Source organism: Burkholderia sp. APQ4-4ca (assembly GCF_057837105.1).
Genome location: NZ_JBYQCG010000076.1, coordinates 180488 through 198486, shown reverse-complemented (window position 1 = coordinate 198486; position 17999 = coordinate 180488). Strand labels below are relative to the sequence as shown.

Sequence of the window (17999 nt, the reverse complement as noted above, 5' to 3'; positions counted from 1 at the left end):
CGCAGTACTGGAATAACAGCGTAGTAGTGCCTCGAGGGAAGTCAAGCGGCCGGCCTGCGCGACGGCTCATGCGCACTGCAGCGCAGCATGCGCGGCGACCGGTTGCGACCGGAAGTCGCAATGCGCGCGCGGCCGGGTTTCGGTATCGTCTTGCGTGCCGCGGGGCGAGGCCGTGTGCCGACATCCTTTCCGCAAACGACGAGACGAGGACATTGATCGACATGACCGCTGCGTATTTCAGCGTGCCGACGCTTTGCGCCATCGCGTTCGTGCACGTCTACTGGGCGTTCGGCGGGCGGCGGGGCAAGCGTGCGGCCATTCCGGAGCAGGACGGCGTGCCGCTGTTGCGGCCGACTGCCGTCGGCACGCTTGCGCTCGCGATGGCACTGCTGGGCGGCGCAGGCGTGGTCGCCGCGCGTGCCGGCTGGCTCGGCCGCAATGCATATCCCTGCACGATCGCGTTCGCGGTCGTTGCGCTCGCATTGATCTTCGCGGTGCGGGCCGTCGGCGATTTCCGCTATGTCGGCTTCTTCAAACGGATACGCGGGTCGCGTTTCGCGCGGATGGACACGCTGTATTACTCGCCGCTGTGCGCGGCGCTGGCGTTGTCGATCGCGTCGATGTTCTGGCCGGGGTGAGTGGCGACTGGCGCGCGGCTCATGCCGTGCGCGTATCGATCGACTCGAGGTATTCGGCCGGCACGGCATCGGTCAGCCAGACGCCGTTTTCGGCGACGAAGAACGTATGGCCCTGCCGGTGCATGCGCCGCGCATCGACTTCGACGATCGTGGGTACGCCGTAGCGCGCGCCGACGGCCAGCGCCGTGTGGATGTCCGCCGACAGATGCACGTGATGACGGGCGCCGGGTTTCAGCCCCTGCGCGCCAATCGAATCGAGGAAGCGCGTCGCCGTGCCGTGATAGAGGCGCTCGGGCGGTTGCGCGGCCTGATACCGGCGCTGCACGACGGGCGTCGAATGACCCTGCACGGCGCGGATGCGCCGGCCGTCGTCCGACAGCGCGAAGCGCTGCTTGTCGTTGGTGGCGCACACGCTTTCGATCGTCGCGCGATCGAGCCGGCGCCCGTGTCGGGCGGCGCCCGCGATCAGTTCATCGATATCGGCCCAGCCTTCGGCGTCCAGTTGCAGGCCGATGGCCTGCGGCTCGTGGCGCAACAGGTAGCTCAGGAATTGGCTGATGCCGGTCGCATCCGGCGCCGGTGATTTGTTTTTCTGGGTATTCATGAGATGCGGAGGCTACCAGAGCGCGCTGCCACTCGATGCCGTCATCTGATCGGGCGTCGCCGGAAATCGACACGCGCGTGCCGCCACCCGATCCTTCGCCCGACGTGCCGCCACCCGATCCTTCGCCCGACCGGCGATGCTGTCCGCCATCTCGCCGTCCTTGCACATTCCGGCGTCCGGATTCCCCATTGTTGCCGATTTCGATGCAGTGAATTGCATTGAACCCTCTAGTAATGGAACCGGTTCCATTTATAATTCGCGGCACGCGTCGCCGGGCTCGAAAAAAGGTCGTGCGCGTTGCGCTTGCCGTGGGCCGATGTGACGTCTAAGTTGAACAAGGGTCATGGGCGATGACGGGCAGATGCGAGCCGATGCTTGTATTTGTCCGACGATAGGCCCGCGAAGAGGTCGATCCGCGTGCACGCTGCCGGCATCCGGGCGCGCCGCGCGGCTGCAATGGCGGCGTCTTGCGCATCGCGGCCGGACGCCTGCATCGACGTTGCGCGCAACACACGAAAGAACAGGGCGACCGGCCGCTTGCGGCACGGCTGCCTGCCGGGCACGCGGCGTGCGGAATGCGCGCGTCCGAACCCCGATCCCCAACGATCAACATCCGACCATGTCCACGCCACCTGACAAACCCAATTCGCGTCGTCGTTTCCTGCGCACATCGGTCGCGCTCGTGCCGATCGCGTCGGTCGCCGGCTGCGACCTGCGCTCGTCGTCGCCGTCCGCGACGACGGCCGGCAACGCGTCCACTGCCGCGGCCAGCGCCGACCGCGCGCCGTACAAGCCGACTTTTTTCGATGCGAAGGAATGGGCGTTCGTCCAGGCCGCCGTCGACCGGCTGATTCCGGCCGACGCCGAAGGCCCCGGCGCGCTCGAGGCCGGCGTGCCCGAATTCATCGATCGCCAGATGGAGACGCCGTATGCGCACGGCGCGACGTGGTACATGCAGGGGCCGTTCCAGCAGGGCGTGCCCGAGCTCGGCTACCAGTTGAAGCTGGTGCCGCGCGACATCTACCGGCTCGGCATCGCAGCGGTCAACCGTTATTGCGAGAAGGCGCACGGCAACGCGTTCGCGGATCTCGACGCGCCGACGCGCGACGCCGTGCTCGGCGCGCTGGAGAAGGGCGGCGCGCAGATCGACGACGTCCCGCCCGGCGTGTTTCTCGGCCAGTTGCTGCAGAACACGCGCGAAGGCTACTTCTGCGATCCGGTGCATGGCGGCAATCGCGACATGGCCGCATGGAAGATGATCGGTTTCCCGGGCGCGCGCGCGGACTTCATGGATTTCGTCAACCAGAGCGGCAAGCCCTATCCGTACGGCCCCGTCTCGATCAACGGGGAGCGCAGCTGATGGCCGCAGACAAGAAGCCGCACGTCGATGCGGTGATCGTCGGCTTCGGCTGGACCGGCGCGATTCTCGCGAAGGAACTGACCGAAGCGGGCCTGAACGTCGTCGCGCTCGAGCGCGGCGAATATCGCGACACCTATCCGGACGGCGCGTATCCGAACACGATCGACGAGCTGACCTACAACATCCGCAAGAAGCTGTTCCTCGACCTGTCGAAGACGACCGTGTCGATCCGCCACGGCCTGCAGGACACCGCGCTGCCGTACCGGCAGCTCGCGGCGTTCCTGCCGGGCGAAGGCGTCGGCGGCGCGGGGCTGCACTGGTCGGGCGTGCATTTCCGGATCACGCCGGAAGAGCTGCGCCTGCGCAGCCACTATGAAGAGCGCTACGGCAAGAAGTTCATCCCCGAAGGGATGACGATCCAGGACACGGGCGTCACTTACGACGAGCTCGAGCCGCATTTCGATTTCGCCGAGAAGGTGTTCGGCACGTCGGGGCAGGCATACAAGGTCGGCGGCAAGGTAGTTGGCGACGGCAACGTGTTCGAGGCGAACCGCAGCGACAACTTCCCGCTGCCCGCGCAGCTCAATACGTATTCGGCGCAGCGCTTCTTCGATGCGGCGCACTCGCTCGGCCTGCATCCGTACCGGCTGCCATCGGCGAACACGTCGGGGCCGTACACGAACCCGTACGGCGTGCAGATGGGCCCGTGCAACTTCTGCGGCTATTGCAGCGGCTACGCGTGCTACATGTATTCGAAGGCGTCGCCGAACCTGAACATCCTGCCCGCGCTGAAGCAGGCGCCGAACTTCGAGCTGCGCTCGAAGTGCCACGTGTTGCGCGTGGACCTCGACGATACGAAGAAGCGCGCGACCGGCGTGAACTACGTCGATCCGGCCGGGCGCGAAGTGCACCAGCCGGCCGATCTCGTGATCGTGGCCGCGTTCCAGTATCACAACGTGCACCTGCTGCTGCTGTCGGGCATCGGCAAGCCGTACGACCCGATCTCGGGCGAAGGCGTGGTCGGCCGCAATTTCGCGTACCAGAACCTGTCGACGATCAAGGCGTTCTTCGACAAGGATACCTACACGAATCCGTTCATCGGCGCGGGCGGCAACGGCGTCGCGGTGGACGACTTCAACGCGGACAACTTCGACCACGGCCCGCTCGGTTTCGTCGGCGGTTCGCCGCTGTGGGTGAACCAGGCCGGCGTGAAGCCGATCAGCGGCATCGCGACGCTGCCCGGCACGCCGCAGTGGGGCTCGGCGTGGAAGAAGGCCGTCAAGGACAACTACGCGCACACGATCTCGATGGACGCGCACGGCACCAACATGTCGTACCGCGACGTGTATCTCGACCTCGATCCGACCTATCGCGATTCGTACGGCCAGCCGCTGTTGCGGATGACGTTCGACTGGAAGGACAACGACATCAAGATGGCGCAGTACGTGACCGGGCAGATGAAGAAGATCGCGGAGGCGATGGGGCCGAAGGCGATCGGCGTGTCGACGCGCGAGTTCGGCAAGCACTTCGACTCGCGCCAGTACCAGACGACTCACCTCGTCGGCGGCGCGATCATGGGCACCGACCCGAAGACGAGCGTGCTGAACCGCTACCTGCAGTGCTGGGACGTGCACAACGTGTTCGTGATGGGTGCATCGGCGCTGCCGCAGGGCATCGGCTACAACCCGACCGGGATCATCGCGGCGCTGGCCTACTGGTCGGCACGTGCGATCCGCGAGCAATACCTGAAGAATCCCGCCCCGCTGGTGACCGTATGAAGAGGACGATGAACGACCACAACGCGGCGCGCCCGGTTTCCCCGCTGCGGCGCGCGCTGGCGATCGGCACGGCATGGGCGGCATTCGGTTTCGCGGGCGGCGCCGCGTCCGCGCAGCCGGCGTCCTCGCCGGCCGCGGCTTCGGGCCCGGCGGCCGCACCTGTCGCCCAGTCCGCCGACGCGGCCCTCGTCAAGCGCGGCGAATATCTGGCGCGCGCAGGCGACTGCATCGCCTGCCACACCGCGAGCGGCGGCAAGCCCTTTGCGGGCGGGCTGAAGTTCGACACGCCGATCGGCGCGATCTACTCGACGAACATCACGCCGGACGCGAAGACGGGCCTCGGCGGCTGGACCTACGAGGACTTCACTCGCGCGGTGCGCGAAGGCGTGCGCAAGAACGGCGACACGATGTATCCGGCGATGCCGTTCCCGTCGTACGCGCGGCTGACCGACGACGACATGAAGGCGCTCTATGCGTACTTCATGCACGGCGTCGCGCCGGTCGAGCACGAGAACCGCAAGGTCGACATCGTGTGGCCGCTGTCGATGCGCTGGCCGCTCGGCATCTGGCGCAAGCTGTTCGCGCCGTCGCCGAAGCCGTTCGACGCGGCGTCGTACACCGACCCGGTGGTCGCGCGCGGCGCGTATCTGGTGCAGGGGCTCGGCCACTGCGGCGCATGCCACACGCCGCGCGCGCCGACGATGCAGGAGCGCGGGCTGACCGACGCCGATGGCCTCGACTTCCTGGCCGGCGGCGCCGCGATCGATGGCTGGGTGCCGACGAGCCTGCGCGGCGAGCCGCGCACGGGCCTCGGCGCGTGGAACGAGACCGAGATCGTGCAGTTCCTGAAGACCGGCCGTACGCTGCGCACGGCCGCGTTCGGCGGGATGACGGACGTGGTCGGTCACAGCATGCAGCACATGACCGACGACGACCTGAACGCGATCGCGCGCTACCTGAAGACGTTGCCGCCGCGCGTGCAGGGCGAGCAGCCGCACGTGTACGACGCGGCCGCGGCGAAGGCGTTGCAGACCGGCGACGCGAGCAAGCCGGGCGCCGCCGTCTACCGCGACAACTGCATGGCCTGCCATCGCAGCGACGGCCACGGCTACACGCGCGTGTTCCCGGCGCTCGCCGGCAACCCGGTCGTGCAGGGCGACGATCCGACGTCGCTGATCCACGTCGTGCTGGAAGGCAGCGCGCTGCAGGGCACGCACACCGCGCCGTCGACCTTCACGATGCCGCCGTTCGGCTGGCGGCTGTCGGACCAGGAAGTCGCGGACGTGTCGAACTTCGTGCGCACGAGCTGGGGCAACACGGGCGCGCCGGTGACGCCCGCGCAGGTCGCGAAGGTGCGCAAGAGCGTACCGTCGACACGGCCCGAGCCGCCGCCGGGCGCGCGGTTCCCGCAAGCGTCGCGCTGACGGGAGCGGCGGGGCGCGAGCCCCGCCTGCTGGCCGCCCCACGTCGACGTGCGGCCGGACCCGCGACGCCTTTCCCTTCGGCGGGGTTGTACCCCGCACCGCGCGCAGCGGCGTGAAATTTTCGCGGCTGCGCGCCATTCTTTCGCCTCATCCCTTATCCTTTCACTCTTGAACCTTACTAAATAGTTACAAGAGCTTGGGAGGGGGGATGCCTCATGACGTCAGCCTGATTGCGTTGCTCGCGGCCGGTTTCGGTCTCGCGATGATCTTCGGTTACCTCGCATCGCTGCTGAAAATGCCGCCGCTCGTCGGCTATCTGCTCGCCGGAATCGTGATCGGCCCCGGCACGCCCGGTTTCGTCGGCGATCTGTCGCTCGCGCAGCAACTCGCCGAAGTCGGCGTGATGCTGCTGATGTTCGGCGTCGGCCTGCATTTCTCGCTCGGCGATCTCCTCGCGGTGCGCAAGATCGCGCTGCCGGGCGCGATCGTCCAGATTACCGTGGCGACGGTGCTCGGCGGCGCGCTCGCGCTCACCTGGGGCTGGAGCCTCGGTGCGGCGCTCGTGTTCGGGCTCGCGCTGTCGGTCGCGAGTACGGTGGTGCTGCTGCGCGCGCTCGAAGGGCGCGGGCTCGTCGAGACGGTCAACGGGCGCATCGCGGTGGGCTGGCTGGTCGTCGAGGATCTCGTGATGGTGCTCGTGCTGGTGCTGCTGCCGCCGGTGGCGGGGCTGCTCGGCGGCACGCCGCCCGGCGACGCGCACGCGGCCGGCGGCAGCGTGTGGGGCACGCTCGGCGTGACGATGCTGAAGGTCGCCGCGTTCATCGCGCTGATGCTGGTGGTCGGCAAGCGTGTGTTCCCGCGCATTCTGTGGCTCGTCGCGCGCACGGGTTCGCGCGAATTGTTCACGCTTTGCATGATTGCCGCGGCGGTCGGCATCGCGTTCGGCGCGGCGAAGCTGTTCGACGTGTCGTTCGCGCTCGGCGCGTTCTTCGCGGGGATGATGATGCGCGAGTCGGAGTTCAGCCGGCGCGCGGCCGACGAGACGCTGCCGTTGCGCGACGCGTTCTCGGTGCTGTTCTTCATCTCGGTCGGCATGCTGTTCGACCCGAAGGTCCTGATCGAGGAGCCGCTGCACGTGATCGAGGTCGCGGCGATCGTGCTGATCGGCAAGACGCTCGCGGCGGTCGCGCTCGTGATCGCGTTCCGCTATCCGCTGAACACCGCGCTGACGGTCGGCGCGGGCCTCGCGCAGATCGGCGAATTCTCGTTCATCCTCGCGGGGCTCGGCCGTGCGCTCGGGCTGCTGTCGGCCGAAGGGCAGAGCCTGATTCTCGCGGTCGCGCTGATTTCGATCGCGATGAACACGCTGCTGTTCGCGATGATCGATCCGGCGCTCGCGTGGATCCGCAAGCATTCGGCGTTCGCGCGCAAGCTCGAGGCGCGCGACGATCCGCTCGCCGCGCTGCCGATGTCGACGCCGCAGACGCATCTGACCGGGCAGGTCGTGATCGTCGGCTACGGCAAGGTCGGCGCGCGAATCGCGCATGCGCTGGACGAGCGGGGCATCGCCTATGTCGTCGTCGAGCAGAATCGCGAACTCGTCGAGAAGCTGCGCGCGGACGGCGCCGCGGCCGTGTCGGGCGACGCGATCGAGCCGATCGTGCTCGTGCAGGCGCATATCGCCCGCGCCGGGATGTTGGTCGTCACGCTGCCCGACGTGTTCGACGTGCGGCAGATCGTCGAGATCTCGCGCACGCTCAACCCGGCGCTCGAGGTCGTCCTGTGCACGAACAGCGGCGACGAGGCCGCGCTGCTGTCGAGCGAGGGCATCGGCACCGTGTTCATGGGCGAGACCGAACTCGCACGCGGGATGACCGAGCACGTGCTCGGCCGGATGGCGAAGCCGGTCGCGGGCGCGCATTGACGGCGCGCGGCATCGCGCCTGGCATCGTCAGCCGGCGGTAGCTGCCTTCGCGGGCGCGCCGGATTGCGCGGCCGTCTTCAACGATGCCGACGGTTTCTGCGTGACGGTCGTCGTTGCCGGCGCCGCCGCTTTCGGCGCCGCGACCGTTTTCTGCGCCGCGGCGGCCTGCGCCGGCGCGTTCTTCTCCGGTTCGACCGGCGCATCGGGCGGCACGCCGAGCAACTGCAGCGAGCCGCTCGTGACCGACGCGAACACCGGGCCGGCCACCGTGCCACCGTAGTAGCCTTTGCCGCGCGGCTCGTCGATCATCACCGCGACGATCAGGCGCGGGTCGCTCATCGGCGCCATCCCCGCGAACAGCGCGCGGTACTTGCCCTTCGCATAGCTCGCGCCGACCTGCTTGCGTGCGGTGCCCGTCTTGCCGCCGATCCGGTAGCCGTAGACGCGCGCGCGGCGCCCCGTGCCGCCTTCGCCGACCGCCATCTCGAGCATCGAGCGGATCGCGGCGGCCGTTTGCGGCGACGTCACGCGATGGCCGCGGTGCGCGTCGATCGTCTGCTGGTCGGTGCCGTTCTTCAGCAGCGACACCGGGTGCAGCGTGCCGTCGCCCGCATAGGCGGTGTAGGTCTGCGCGATCTGCAGCAGCGACATCGACAGCCCGTAGCCGTACGCCATCGTCGCCTGCTCGATCGGCCGCCAACGCTTGTAGCCGCGCAGCCGGCCCGACGCGACGCCCGGGAAGGTCAGTTCCGGCGCGCGGCCGATCCCGTACTCCTGGTATTTGTTCCAGATCGTTTCGGCGGGCAGGTTCAGCGCCAGTTTCGCGAGCGCGACGTTGCTCGACTTCTGCAGCGCTTGCGACACCGTCAGCGACCCGTGGTTCGACGTGTCGTGGATCACCGCCGGGCCGATCTTGTAGGTGCCCGGCGACGTGTTGATGATCGTGTTCGGCGTGACCTTGCGCTCGTCGATCGACAGCGCGACGACGAGCGGCTTGATCGTCGAGCCCGGTTCGAACGTGTCGATCACCGCGCGATTGCGCAATTGCTGGCCGGTGAGGCGGGCGCGGTCGTTGGGGTCGAAGGTCGGATAGTTCGCGAGCGCGAGGATCTCGCCGTTCTGCGCGTCGAGCACGACGACGCTGCCGGCCAGCGCGTTGTTCTCGATCACGGCCGCCTTGAGCTGGCTGAAGGCGAGTTGCTGGATGCGGCGGTCGATCGTCAGTTCGATCGTCGCGCCGTGCTGCGCGGGGACGAGCGGGCGGGTGTCCGACACGATGCGGCCGAGCCGGTCGCGGATCACCTCGCGCTGGCCCGACGTGCCCTGCAGGCGCGCATTCGCCGCGAGCTCGACACCTTCCTGGCCCTTGTCCTCGACGTTCGTGAAGCCGACCACGTGCGCGGCCGATTCGCCTTCCGGGTAGAAGCGTTTCGAATCGGCGATCTGCGTGATGCCGTCGATCGCGAGCTTGTCGAGCCGGCTGGCGGTGTCCGCGTCGACCTGACGCTTGAGCAGCACGAACGTCTTGTCGTTGCCGAGACGCCGCTTCACCTCGGCGAGCGGCAGGTCGAGCAGCTTCGCGATCTGCGGGTAATCGGTGTCGGCGACCTGTTTCGGGTTCGCCCAGATTTCATAGGTCGACAGGCTGACCGCGAGCATCGCGCCGTTGCGGTCGACGATGCGCCCGCGCATCGCGTCGAGCTCGATCGTGCGTTGATAGCGCTTCTGGCCCTGGCCGACGTAAAAATCCTGGTTCGCGACCTGCACCCAGAAAGCGCGCGCGATCAGCGCGGCGAACGCGAGGAACACGACGACCACGATCAGCCGCGAGCGCCACATCGGCAGGCGCGCGGCGAGCATCGGATTCTTGGTCGCCGCTGCGTACGGATCGGCAGGGTGGGTCTTCTTTTTCACGCTCATGCAATGGCCGGGTCGGGCCGCCGGACGGCGGCTGGTCAGTCTGAATAATGGGATTGTAATAAATGAGTAAACACCGTGTGGGAAAAGTATGTTCAGGCCCCGCAAAAAGGCGCAGAGCAGGCCAGCGGAAACACGGAGGAAAGGGAGAAGAGCCGGCCGACGCTGGACTCCGCAGTGAGTGCGGAGGATGAAACACGGACGATCCATCGCATGCCGACCCGGGTACGCGCTCTCCGGCATTGCTCGGTCGCGATCATCCCGGGCGGACGATCAATTGCCCGCGTGGCGATTATTTCTCTAATCTCGAAAATAAAAAGCGCCTCGAACGGAGGCGCCATTGACGCTGAATATCGAAATGAAAATCACTGCCACCGGAATAAACCCGAAAACCGCAGACGATAGATGTCAATAATACCTATCGGGCGACGGAAATAAATTCCCGGTATTCCGGCTCGGTCGTGCAGGTATCCACGGCCTGCAGCCGCCACGCGCCGTCGGGGTGCTCGCCCGCGAGGACCGCGGGGCCCTGTTCGCGCCGCATCGCATCGAACGACAGCCCCTTCAGCTGGCAGACGGCGTTGCCGCTGTCGGCTGCGCAGAGCGCCATCGCGCCCTCGACGTCGCGGACCTTGCCCCAAGTCGGAAGGTCGATGCCCTGATGTGCCTCGCGCGACCACAGACCTTCGTCGGTATCGACCCACAAGACCGCGAAGGAATGCCGGGTTGCCGATTCGCTGCCGTTAATCCGAATGGTGAGGCGCATTGCATCGTCTCCTGAAAAAAGACACATTCGACCGTTTTGACTTGAACAGTCTAGATAGACTGGTGTGAAACGCAAGTGATAATCCGCAATAAATCCGTATTGCGTCCATTCCGGTTTCAGATGAAAGGACGTCTGACGATTCATGGTCATTCCCGACGCGTCAGCCCAGGCGGGCGATTCCGGCGCCAGCGGTGGCCGGCCGGGCGCGCCCGGCCGGCCGGACATGGGATGACGGGGCCGGCCGCCGCGGCGATCTGTCGCGCACGGCCGCCGTCGAAGCCGGGGCGATCGGCGGCTTTCGGCACGCGTCGAATGCAGCCGGAGCGAACGTTTCGTCGATCTGACGCGGCCGGCAAGACACACTCCGACAATCGCGTACAAATCGGCACACTTTCACGAAACTTTCGGGACAGACTTGCGTGCGGTCGGGCGCCACACTGGGAGCTTCCCGATCCTGTGCCGCGGACGCCCGTCCGCGCCGGCTGCCGCCGCCTCTTGCCAGAGCGCGATCGCATGCCCGATCGGGAGCCGCCGGGGCGCGCGTCAGCCCCGGCCCGGCCGGCGAGCCGGGCGCCGCTCGCAACCGCGGGCGCCGCGCCGCCCGGCCGGTTCTTCGAAGGAGACTATCGTGCTGATCTGGAAAACCGCGTTGTCGCTCAACTGGCGGACGAGCCTCGTATCGCCGGCCAGCGCACCGGTCGCGGCGGCGAACGTCGGCCGGCTGGTGCTGACCGGTGCCACCGGCTTCATCGGCAGCACCGTGCTGACGGCGCTCGTCAATGCAGGGCTGCTCGAACGCATCGTCTGCGTCGTGCGCGCGCAGGACCGCGGCCATGCGGTCGCGCGGCTGCGTGAAGCCGCGTTGCGCGCGGGGCTCGCGCCGTACTGGGCGTCGCGCCTGACCGATGCGAACGTGATCGTCGGCGCGCTCGGCGACGTGTGGCATGGCGCCGATGCGCCGCGCCTGGCCGGCGCGACGCACGTGATTCACTGCGCGGGCCATGCGTCGCCGGCCGACGGCGCGCATCTGCAGGCCGATATCGCCGATGCGGTGCGCTTCGCCGAACGCTTTGCGCGTGTGCCGCGCCTGCAACGCTTCGTGTACGTCGGTACGGCTTACGCGCATGCGGGCCGCGGCGGGATCGTGCAGGAAGAGGCCGAGCGCGCGGGGAACGACGTCGCGCCGCCGTCCCACGACGGCCTGCCGGGCGCGGTGCTCGCGGCCGGCTACCTGCACGCGAAGGCGGAGACGGAGCAGCGCCTGCGCGCGCTCGGGCTGCCGCTCGTCGTCGTGCGGCCGTCGCACGTGGTCGGCCACACGGTGCTCGGTACGCGGCCCGCGCCGAATTCGTTCTGGATGTTCCGGCTCGCGCATGCGGCGCGCCGCTTCACCGCGCGGCCGATGACGCGCATCGACATCGTGTCGGTGGACGACGTGGCGCGCGCGACGATGCTGCTGGCCGTCAAGCCGACGCTCGCGCACGACGTCTATCACGTATCGGCCGGCGACGAGGCGCCGCAGGTCGCGCAGATCGTGCGCGCGATGGACGAGGCGGCGGGGATGACGGGGGCGCCGCGCTACGCGGCATGCGCGCCGGCCGAGCTGCCGCTCGTCGTGCGCGACGTGCTCGGGCGCCCCGATCCGGCGCTCGAGCGCGTGATCGGCCGGGCGCTGCAGCGCTGCGGCGAATTCGCGACGGTCGACCGCGTGTTCGACAATCGCCGCGTGCGCGACGAAATCGATTTCGAGCCGTTGCCGTTCATCGATTATGTCGAGGAGTGCATGCGCACGTCGCGCGGCGTGGCGGTGACCGAGCTGATGCGCGGCGCGGTCCACTGACCGCCCGCGTCGTGCCGGCGCCCATTCCCGCACGTGGCGGGCGCCGTCTTTACGCTGGGTTGCCGAGCTCGATGAGCCGGTCGAGCGCGCGGTAGATGTCCTCGAGGCCGTCCTGGCCGAATCGCGCTTCGAGCTGACGATATTGCTCGTCGATGCGCGGACCGATTTCCGTCACCAGTTTCCTGCTTTGCGGCGTCAGGCTGACCAGCAGCCGGCGCTGATCTTCCTGCGCGCGCGTGCGAGTGATCAGGCCGTCGCGTTCCATCCGTTCCAGCACGCCGGTCAGGCTCGGGCTCAGGATGCAGCACCGTTTCGCGATCTGCCCGGCTTCGAGCGCCTGCGCCGGTTCGCCATCGAGCACGCGGATGATCCGCCATTGCTGTTCGGTCAGCGAGAATTCCTTGAGAATCGGGCGAAACAGGCCCATCAGCGTTTCGCGGGCCTCGAGCAGCAGCATGGCCAGGTTGCGATGGTCGAGCGTACGGTTCATCAGGGTGAGCAGAGGACGGGGGACGCATCAATCTTAACAGCCGAAGCCGACGAATTTCGCGTATCAGGGTAATCGAGGTTGCCAGCACCCGATTGTTTACTTAAGATATTAAGTATTGACGATGCGCCGCGACGCGCGGCAGGGGAACGACGCATGGAGCTGTCTTGCACGATCGCCGCGGCGCCGCCGTCGCCGGTCGCCATCGGTACGGTCTACGGCGCGCTGCTCAACGAGCGCGCGGCGCTCGCCGCGCTCGGCGATGCGATGAACGCACCGCCTTACGGCCGGCCGCCGCAGGCGCCGGTCCTGTACATCAAATCCGCCAACACGTATGCGGCCGACGGCGCCGCCGTCGTCGTGCCGGCCGGCGTCGACGCGCTGGAGATCGGCGCGTCGGTGGCCGTCGTGTTCGCGCGGCGCGCGACGCGCGTGGCGGCCGCGCAGGCGCTCGACTACGTGCACGGCTTCACGCTCGCGAGCGACGTGTCGGTGCCGCATCCCGATTACTACCGTCCGGCCGTGCGCTTCAAGTGCCGTGACGGCTTCTGCCCGCTCGGCCCGGCGATCGTGCCGGCTGCCGCGCTCGCCAATGTCGACGCGATCGGGCTGACGGTGCGGATCGACGGCGCGGTGGCCGCGTCCGCGTCGAGCGCGACGCTGATTCGCCCGGTGCGCGAGCTGATCGCCGACGTGACGGCCTTCATGTCGTTCGACGCGGGCGACGTGCTGCTGCTCGGCGTCGCGGGCGGTGCACCGCATGCCCGCGCGGGCAGCACGATCGAGATCGCCGCGGCCGGCATCGGCACGTTGCGGCATACGCTGATGGCGGAGGAGGCACGATGAAGACGGCGCGCGTGATCTACAACGGCGCACTGCATGCGGCCGAACCGGCCGGCGACGGCGCGATCCGCATCGACACGGGGCGCGTGGTGGCCGAGGACGCCGTGGCGTGGCTGCCGCCCGTCGCGCCGCGCACGACCTTCGCGCTCGGCCTGAACTACGCCGACCATGCGAAGGAACTCGCGTTCAACGCGCCGAGCGAGCCGCTGATCTTCCTGAAGGGACCGAACACGTTCGTCGGCCACCGGTCGCTGACCGTGCGCCCGGCGGACGCCGCGCACATGCACTACGAGTGCGAACTGGCCGTCGTGATCGGCCGGCCCGCGCGCCACGTGAGCCGCGCGCAGGCGATCGACTACGTGGCCGGCTACACGGTCGCGAACGACTACGCGATCCGCGACTATCTCGAGAACTACTACCGCCCGAACCTGCGCGTGAAGAACCGCGACACCTGCACGCCGCTCGGGCCGTGGTTCGTCAGCCGCGACGAGATCGGCGACGCGGGCGACCTGACGCTGCGCACGACGGTGAACGGCCGGGAGACGCAGCGTGGCAGCACGCGCGACATGGTGTTCGACGTGCCGGCGCTGATCGAGCACATCAGCAGCTTCATGACGCTCTCGCCGGGCGACCTGATCCTGACCGGCACGCCCGAAGGGCTGGCGGACACGCAGCCGGGCGACGAGGTCGTGACTGAAATCGAAGGGGTCGGCCGGCTCGTGAACACGATCGTCGGCGAAGCAGACTACTATCGCGCCGGCTGAGGCCGCCGCCAAGGAAGGAGAGCACATGACCATCAAGCACTGGATCGGCGGCCGCGAAGTGGAGAGCCGCGATACCTTCACGACGCTGAACCCGGCGACGGGCGACGTCATCACCGACGTCGCGTCGGGCGGCGAGGCCGAGATCGACGCGGCCGTGCGCGCGGCGAAGGAAGCGTTCCCGAAATGGGCGAACACGCCGGCGAAGGCGCGCGCGAAGCTGATGCGCAAGCTGGGCGAACTGATCGAGAAGAACGTGCCGATGCTCGCGGCGCTGGAGACGCAGGATACCGGCCTGCCGATCGCGCAGACGAGCAAGCAACTGATTCCGCGCGCGTCCGAGAACTTCAATTTCTTCGCGGAAGTGTGCGTGCAGATGAACGGCCGCACCTATCCGGTCGACGATCAGATGCTGAACTACACGCTGTACCAGCCGGTCGGCGTGTGTGCGCTGGTGTCGCCGTGGAACGTGCCGTTCATGACCGCGACGTGGAAGACGGCGCCGTGCCTCGCGCTCGGCAATACGGCCGTGCTGAAAATGTCGGAGCTGTCGCCGCTGACGGCCGACCAGTTGGGCCGGCTCGCGCTCGAAGCCGGCATCCCGCCGGGCGTGCTGAACGTCGTGCAGGGTTACGGTGCGACGGCCGGCGACGCGCTCGTGCGGCATCCGGACGTGCGCGCGGTGTCGTTTACCGGCGGCACGGTCACCGGCAAGCGGATCATGGAGCGCGCCGGCCTCAAGAAGTATTCGATGGAGCTCGGCGGCAAGTCGCCGGTGCTGATCTTCGACGACGCCGATTTCGACCGCGCGCTCGACGCGTCGCTGTTCACGATCTTCTCGATCAACGGCGAACGCTGCACCGCGGGCTCGCGGATCTTCGTGCAGCGCACGATCTACGACCGCTTCGTGCAGGAATTCGCGCGCCGCGCGAACAACCTGGTGGTCGGCGATCCGACCGATCCGGGCACGAATCTCGGCGCGATGATCACGCGCCAGCACTGGGAGAAGGTGACGGGCTATATCCGCATCGGCGAGCAGGAAGGCGCGCGCGTGGTCGCGGGCGGCGCGGACAAGCCGGCCGGGCTGCCCGATCATCTGCGCCACGGCAACTTCGTGCGGCCGACCGTGTTCGCCGACGTCGACAACCGGATGCGCATCGCGCAGGAAGAGATCTTCGGACCGGTCGCGTGCATCATCCCGTTCGACGACGAAGACGACGGGCTGCGGCTCGCGAACGACACGGCGTACGGACTCGCGTCGTACATCTGGACGCAGGACGTCGGCAAGGTGCATCGGCTCGCGCGCGGCATCGAGGCCGGGATGGTGTTCGTGAACAGCCAGAACGTGCGCGACCTGCGCCAGCCGTTCGGCGGCGTGAAGGAATCGGGCACCGGGCGCGAGGGCGGCGAGTACAGTTTCGAGGTGTTCGCGGAAATCAAGAACGTGTGCATCTCGATGGGTTCGCATCACGTCCCGCGCTGGGGCGTGTGACGGGCGCGGAGCGATTCGCCGCAAAGAATCATACGGAGACTTGAACGATGGGCAAACTGTCCCTCGCCGCGAAGATCACGCACGTGCCGTCGATGTATCTGTCGGAATTGCCCGGCAAGCATCACGGCTGCCGTGAAGCGGCGATCCGCGGCCACCAGGTGATCGGCGAACGCTGCCGCGCGCTCGGCGTCGACACGATCGTCGTGTCGGACGTGCACTGGCTCGTCAACGCGGGCTATCACGTGAACTGCAATGCGCGGTTCGCCGGCACCTATACGAGCAACGAGCTGCCGCATTTCATCCGCGACATGCAGTACGCGTATCCGGGCAACCCGGCGCTCGGCAGGCTGATCGCGGAAACGGCCACCGAGCGCGGCGTCGCGACGCGTGCGCACGAGATCGACAGCCTCGAACTCGAATACGGCACGCTCGTGCCGATGCGCTACATGAACGGCGACCAGCACTTCAAGGTCGTGTCGATCGCGGGCTGGTGCATGTGGCACACGCTCGACGAAAGCCGGCGCTTCGGCGAGGCGCTGCTCGAGGCGATCGAGAAGAGCGATTCGAACGTCGCGTTCCTCGCGAGCGGCTCGCTGTCGCACCGCTTCAACGACAACGGCAGCCCCGAGGAATCGATCCACCAGATCAGCCGCGAATTCTTCCGGCAGGTCGACCTGCGCGTGGTCCAGCTGTGGAGGCAGGGCGATTTCAAGACCTTCTGCGCGATGCTGCCCGAGTACAACGTGCATTGCCACGGCGAAGGCGGCATGCACGACACGGCGATGCTGCTCGGGCTGCTCGGCTGGGATCGTTACGACCAGCCCGTCGAGATCGTCACCGACTATTTCGCGAGCTCGGGCACCGGGCAGATCAACGTGATCTTTCCGCTGCCCTGAGCGTTGCCATCCGCCACGCCTTCGAATCCGACCGGAGCATTGCCATGCCACACATCATCGTCGAATACACCGCGAACATCCGCGACGACGCGCGCATTCCCGCGCTGCTGCGCACCATCAACGCGACGCTGATCGCGCAGGGCGGCGTGTTCCCGACCGGCGGCATCCGTTCGCGCGCGATCGAGCTGCACGACTACTGCGTCGCCGACGGCACGGAGGACGACGCGTTCGTCCACGTGACGCTGAAGATCGGCGCGGGCCGCAGCGACGAAACGAAGCAAGCCGCGTGCGACGCGCTGTTCGACGCGCTCAAGGCCCATTTCGCCGAGTTGTACGCGAAACGCTATCTCGCGCTGTCGATGGAACTGACCGAGTTCAGCGAAAGCGGCTCGTACAAGCACAACAACATTCACGCCCGCTACAAGCGGGCCGGCTGAACCCCATTCCCGATCCGACCATGCTCGAACCCGCCATCATCGACCAGCTCGCGCACCGTCTGCACGATGCCGAGCGCGCGCGCACGCAGATCCGCCAGATCTCGCTCGACCATCCCGACATCACGATCGACGACGCGTATGCGATCCAGCGCGCGTGGGTGACCCTCAAGCTCGCGGAGGGCCGCACGCTGAAGGGCCACAAGATCGGCCTCACGTCGAAGGCGATGCAGAACACGTCGCAGATCGACGAACCCGACTACGGCGCGCTGCTCGACGACATGTTCTTCGAAGACGGCGGCACGATCCCGACAGGCCGCTTCATCGTGCCGCGTGTGGAAGTCGAGCTCGCGTTCGTGCTCGGCAAGCGGCTCACCGGCCCGAACTGCACGATCTTCGACGTGTACGACGCGGTCGATTACGTCGTGCCGGCGCTCGAGATCATCGACGCGCGCAGCCAGTCGATCGACCCCGATACGAAACGGCCGCGCAAGGTGTTCGACACGATCGCCGACAACGCGGCGAACGCGGGCGTCGTGATCGGCGGCCGGCCGGTGCGCCCGCAGGACGTCGATTTGCGCTGGGTCGCGGCGATCATGTCGCGCAACGGCGTGGTCGAGGAAACCGGTGTCGCGGCTGGCGTGCTGAATCATCCGGCGAACGGCGTCGCATGGCTCGCGAACCGGCTGGCGCGTTTCGACGTCGCGCTGGAACCGGGGCAGATCGTGCTCGGCGGGTCGTTTACACGGCCGTGCGCGGCGCGTTCGGGCGATACGTTCAGTGTCGACTACGGCCCGCTCGGGACGATCCAGTGCTACTTCGAGTGAGGTGAGCG

General features: G+C 67.7%; 16 protein-coding genes. 12 read left to right on the top strand and 4 right to left on the bottom strand.

The genetic code is table 11. The features are described from left to right. The first annotated feature begins 221 nt into the window (after positions 1–221). Positions 222–638: a DUF3995 domain-containing protein gene (locus AC3IFE_RS09195; RefSeq protein WP_489190317.1), complete on the top strand. Its 417-nt coding sequence runs from the start codon at positions 222–224 to the stop codon at positions 636–638. 19 nt (positions 639–657) lie between these two features. Here the strand turns inward: AC3IFE_RS09195 and AC3IFE_RS09190 are convergent, their stop codons facing one another. Beyond that, positions 658–1242: an RNA 2'-phosphotransferase gene (locus tag AC3IFE_RS09190; protein ID WP_489190316.1), complete on the bottom strand. Its 585-nt coding sequence runs from the start codon at positions 1240–1242 to the stop codon at positions 658–660. Between the two features lie 619 nt (positions 1243–1861). On the opposite strand from AC3IFE_RS09190, the gene AC3IFE_RS09185 reads away from it, so the two are divergent. The 4 genes from AC3IFE_RS09185 to AC3IFE_RS09170 all read left to right on the top strand — a co-directional run bounded on the left by AC3IFE_RS09185 (position 1862) and on the right by AC3IFE_RS09170 (position 7728). Then, positions 1862–2602 carry a gluconate 2-dehydrogenase subunit 3 family protein gene (locus AC3IFE_RS09185; RefSeq protein ID WP_489190315.1) on the top strand — a complete coding sequence of 247 codons (741 nt, stop codon included), beginning with the start codon at positions 1862–1864 and terminating at the stop codon, positions 2600–2602. Then, positions 2602–4380 carry a GMC family oxidoreductase gene (locus tag AC3IFE_RS09180; RefSeq protein ID WP_489190313.1) on the top strand — a complete coding sequence of 593 codons (1779 nt, stop codon included), beginning with the start codon at positions 2602–2604 and terminating at the stop codon, positions 4378–4380. Before AC3IFE_RS09185 ends, AC3IFE_RS09180 begins: the two co-directional genes overlap by 1 nt. Then, entirely contained in the window at positions 4377–5804 is a 1428-nt protein-coding gene (locus AC3IFE_RS09175; protein ID WP_089469662.1) for a cytochrome c, read from the top strand. The genes AC3IFE_RS09180 and AC3IFE_RS09175 overlap by 4 nt, the downstream gene beginning before the upstream one ends. Before the next feature lie 208 nt (positions 5805–6012). Continuing rightward, entirely contained in the window at positions 6013–7728 is a 1716-nt protein-coding gene (locus AC3IFE_RS09170; protein WP_489190312.1) for a cation:proton antiporter domain-containing protein, read from the top strand. A gap of 27 nt (positions 7729–7755) precedes the next feature. Here the strand turns inward: AC3IFE_RS09170 and AC3IFE_RS09165 are convergent, their stop codons facing one another. Both AC3IFE_RS09165 and AC3IFE_RS09160 read right to left on the bottom strand, forming a co-directional pair. After that, positions 7756–9648, bottom strand: a complete 1893-nt coding sequence (locus AC3IFE_RS09165; protein WP_489190310.1) for a peptidoglycan D,D-transpeptidase FtsI family protein — start codon at positions 9646–9648, stop codon at positions 7756–7758. A 415-nt stretch (positions 9649–10063) separates the two neighbouring features. Then, complete coding sequence (locus AC3IFE_RS09160) at positions 10064–10411, bottom strand: DUF3564 family protein (protein WP_089469665.1); 348 nt, start codon at positions 10409–10411, stop codon at positions 10064–10066. Between the two features lie 628 nt (positions 10412–11039). Between AC3IFE_RS09160 and AC3IFE_RS09155 the strand changes: the two genes are divergently transcribed. Beyond that, a complete protein-coding gene (locus tag AC3IFE_RS09155; protein WP_089469666.1) occupies positions 11040–12251 on the top strand; it encodes an SDR family oxidoreductase in 1212 nt (403 codons plus the stop codon). Positions 12252–12300: 49 nt separating this feature from the next. On the opposite strand, the gene hpaR is transcribed toward AC3IFE_RS09155, so the two are convergent. Then, the gene (gene hpaR / locus AC3IFE_RS09150) at positions 12301–12741 is read right to left on the bottom strand and encodes a homoprotocatechuate degradation operon regulator HpaR (RefSeq protein WP_301737911.1); all 441 of its coding nucleotides are present in this window, start codon (positions 12739–12741) and stop codon (positions 12301–12303) included. Between the two features lie 153 nt (positions 12742–12894). On the opposite strand from hpaR, the gene AC3IFE_RS09145 reads away from it, so the two are divergent. The 6 genes from AC3IFE_RS09145 to hpaH are packed head-to-tail and all read left to right on the top strand — an operon-like array spanning position 12895 to position 17991. Further along, positions 12895–13584 carry a fumarylacetoacetate hydrolase family protein gene (locus AC3IFE_RS09145; protein ID WP_489190309.1) on the top strand — a complete coding sequence of 230 codons (690 nt, stop codon included), beginning with the start codon at positions 12895–12897 and terminating at the stop codon, positions 13582–13584. Then, the gene (locus AC3IFE_RS09140; RefSeq protein WP_489190307.1) at positions 13581–14345 is read left to right on the top strand and encodes a fumarylacetoacetate hydrolase family protein; all 765 of its coding nucleotides are present in this window, start codon (positions 13581–13583) and stop codon (positions 14343–14345) included. Before AC3IFE_RS09145 ends, AC3IFE_RS09140 begins: the two co-directional genes overlap by 4 nt. 25 nt (positions 14346–14370) lie before the next feature. After that, positions 14371–15834 (top strand): 5-carboxymethyl-2-hydroxymuconate semialdehyde dehydrogenase, encoded by a 1464-nt coding sequence (gene hpaE, locus AC3IFE_RS09135; protein WP_489190306.1) that lies wholly within the window; start codon positions 14371–14373, stop codon positions 15832–15834. Between the two features lie 47 nt (positions 15835–15881). Beyond that, the gene (gene hpaD / locus AC3IFE_RS09130) at positions 15882–16730 is read left to right on the top strand and encodes a 3,4-dihydroxyphenylacetate 2,3-dioxygenase (protein WP_489190305.1); all 849 of its coding nucleotides are present in this window, start codon (positions 15882–15884) and stop codon (positions 16728–16730) included. A 44-nt stretch (positions 16731–16774) separates the two neighbouring features. Beyond that, the gene (locus AC3IFE_RS09125) at positions 16775–17167 is read left to right on the top strand and encodes a 5-carboxymethyl-2-hydroxymuconate Delta-isomerase (protein WP_489190304.1); all 393 of its coding nucleotides are present in this window, start codon (positions 16775–16777) and stop codon (positions 17165–17167) included. Positions 17168–17187: 20 nt separating this feature from the next. After that, positions 17188–17991: a 2-oxo-hept-4-ene-1,7-dioate hydratase gene (gene hpaH, locus AC3IFE_RS09120; RefSeq protein ID WP_174428989.1), complete on the top strand. Its 804-nt coding sequence runs from the start codon at positions 17188–17190 to the stop codon at positions 17989–17991. Positions 17992–17999: the final 8 nt, after the last annotated feature.

What these genes read in the sequence shown, in the direction of transcription:
- AC3IFE_RS09195 (WP_489190317.1), top strand. Translation starts at nt 222, where the DNA reads ATGACCGCTGCGTATTTCAGCGTGCCGACGCTTTGCGCCATCGCGTTC.
- AC3IFE_RS09190 (WP_489190316.1), bottom strand. Translation starts at nt 1,242, where the DNA reads ATGAATACCCAGAAAAACAAATCACCGGCGCCGGATGCGACCGGCATC.
- AC3IFE_RS09185 (WP_489190315.1), top strand. Translation starts at nt 1,862, where the DNA reads ATGTCCACGCCACCTGACAAACCCAATTCGCGTCGTCGTTTCCTGCGC.
- AC3IFE_RS09180 (WP_489190313.1), top strand. Translation starts at nt 2,602, where the DNA reads ATGGCCGCAGACAAGAAGCCGCACGTCGATGCGGTGATCGTCGGCTTC.
- AC3IFE_RS09175 (WP_089469662.1), top strand. Translation starts at nt 4,377, where the DNA reads ATGAAGAGGACGATGAACGACCACAACGCGGCGCGCCCGGTTTCCCCG.
- AC3IFE_RS09170 (WP_489190312.1), top strand. Translation starts at nt 6,013, where the DNA reads ATGCCTCATGACGTCAGCCTGATTGCGTTGCTCGCGGCCGGTTTCGGT.
- AC3IFE_RS09165 (WP_489190310.1), bottom strand. Translation starts at nt 9,648, where the DNA reads ATGAGCGTGAAAAAGAAGACCCACCCTGCCGATCCGTACGCAGCGGCG.
- AC3IFE_RS09160 (WP_089469665.1), bottom strand. Translation starts at nt 10,411, where the DNA reads ATGCGCCTCACCATTCGGATTAACGGCAGCGAATCGGCAACCCGGCAT.
- hpaR (WP_301737911.1), bottom strand. Translation starts at nt 12,741, where the DNA reads ATGAACCGTACGCTCGACCATCGCAACCTGGCCATGCTGCTGCTCGAG.
- AC3IFE_RS09145 (WP_489190309.1), top strand. Translation starts at nt 12,895, where the DNA reads ATGGAGCTGTCTTGCACGATCGCCGCGGCGCCGCCGTCGCCGGTCGCC.
- AC3IFE_RS09140 (WP_489190307.1), top strand. Translation starts at nt 13,581, where the DNA reads ATGAAGACGGCGCGCGTGATCTACAACGGCGCACTGCATGCGGCCGAA.
- hpaE (WP_489190306.1), top strand. Translation starts at nt 14,371, where the DNA reads ATGACCATCAAGCACTGGATCGGCGGCCGCGAAGTGGAGAGCCGCGAT.
- hpaD (WP_489190305.1), top strand. Translation starts at nt 15,882, where the DNA reads ATGGGCAAACTGTCCCTCGCCGCGAAGATCACGCACGTGCCGTCGATG.
- AC3IFE_RS09125 (WP_489190304.1), top strand. Translation starts at nt 16,775, where the DNA reads ATGCCACACATCATCGTCGAATACACCGCGAACATCCGCGACGACGCG.
- hpaH (WP_174428989.1), top strand. Translation starts at nt 17,188, where the DNA reads ATGCTCGAACCCGCCATCATCGACCAGCTCGCGCACCGTCTGCACGAT.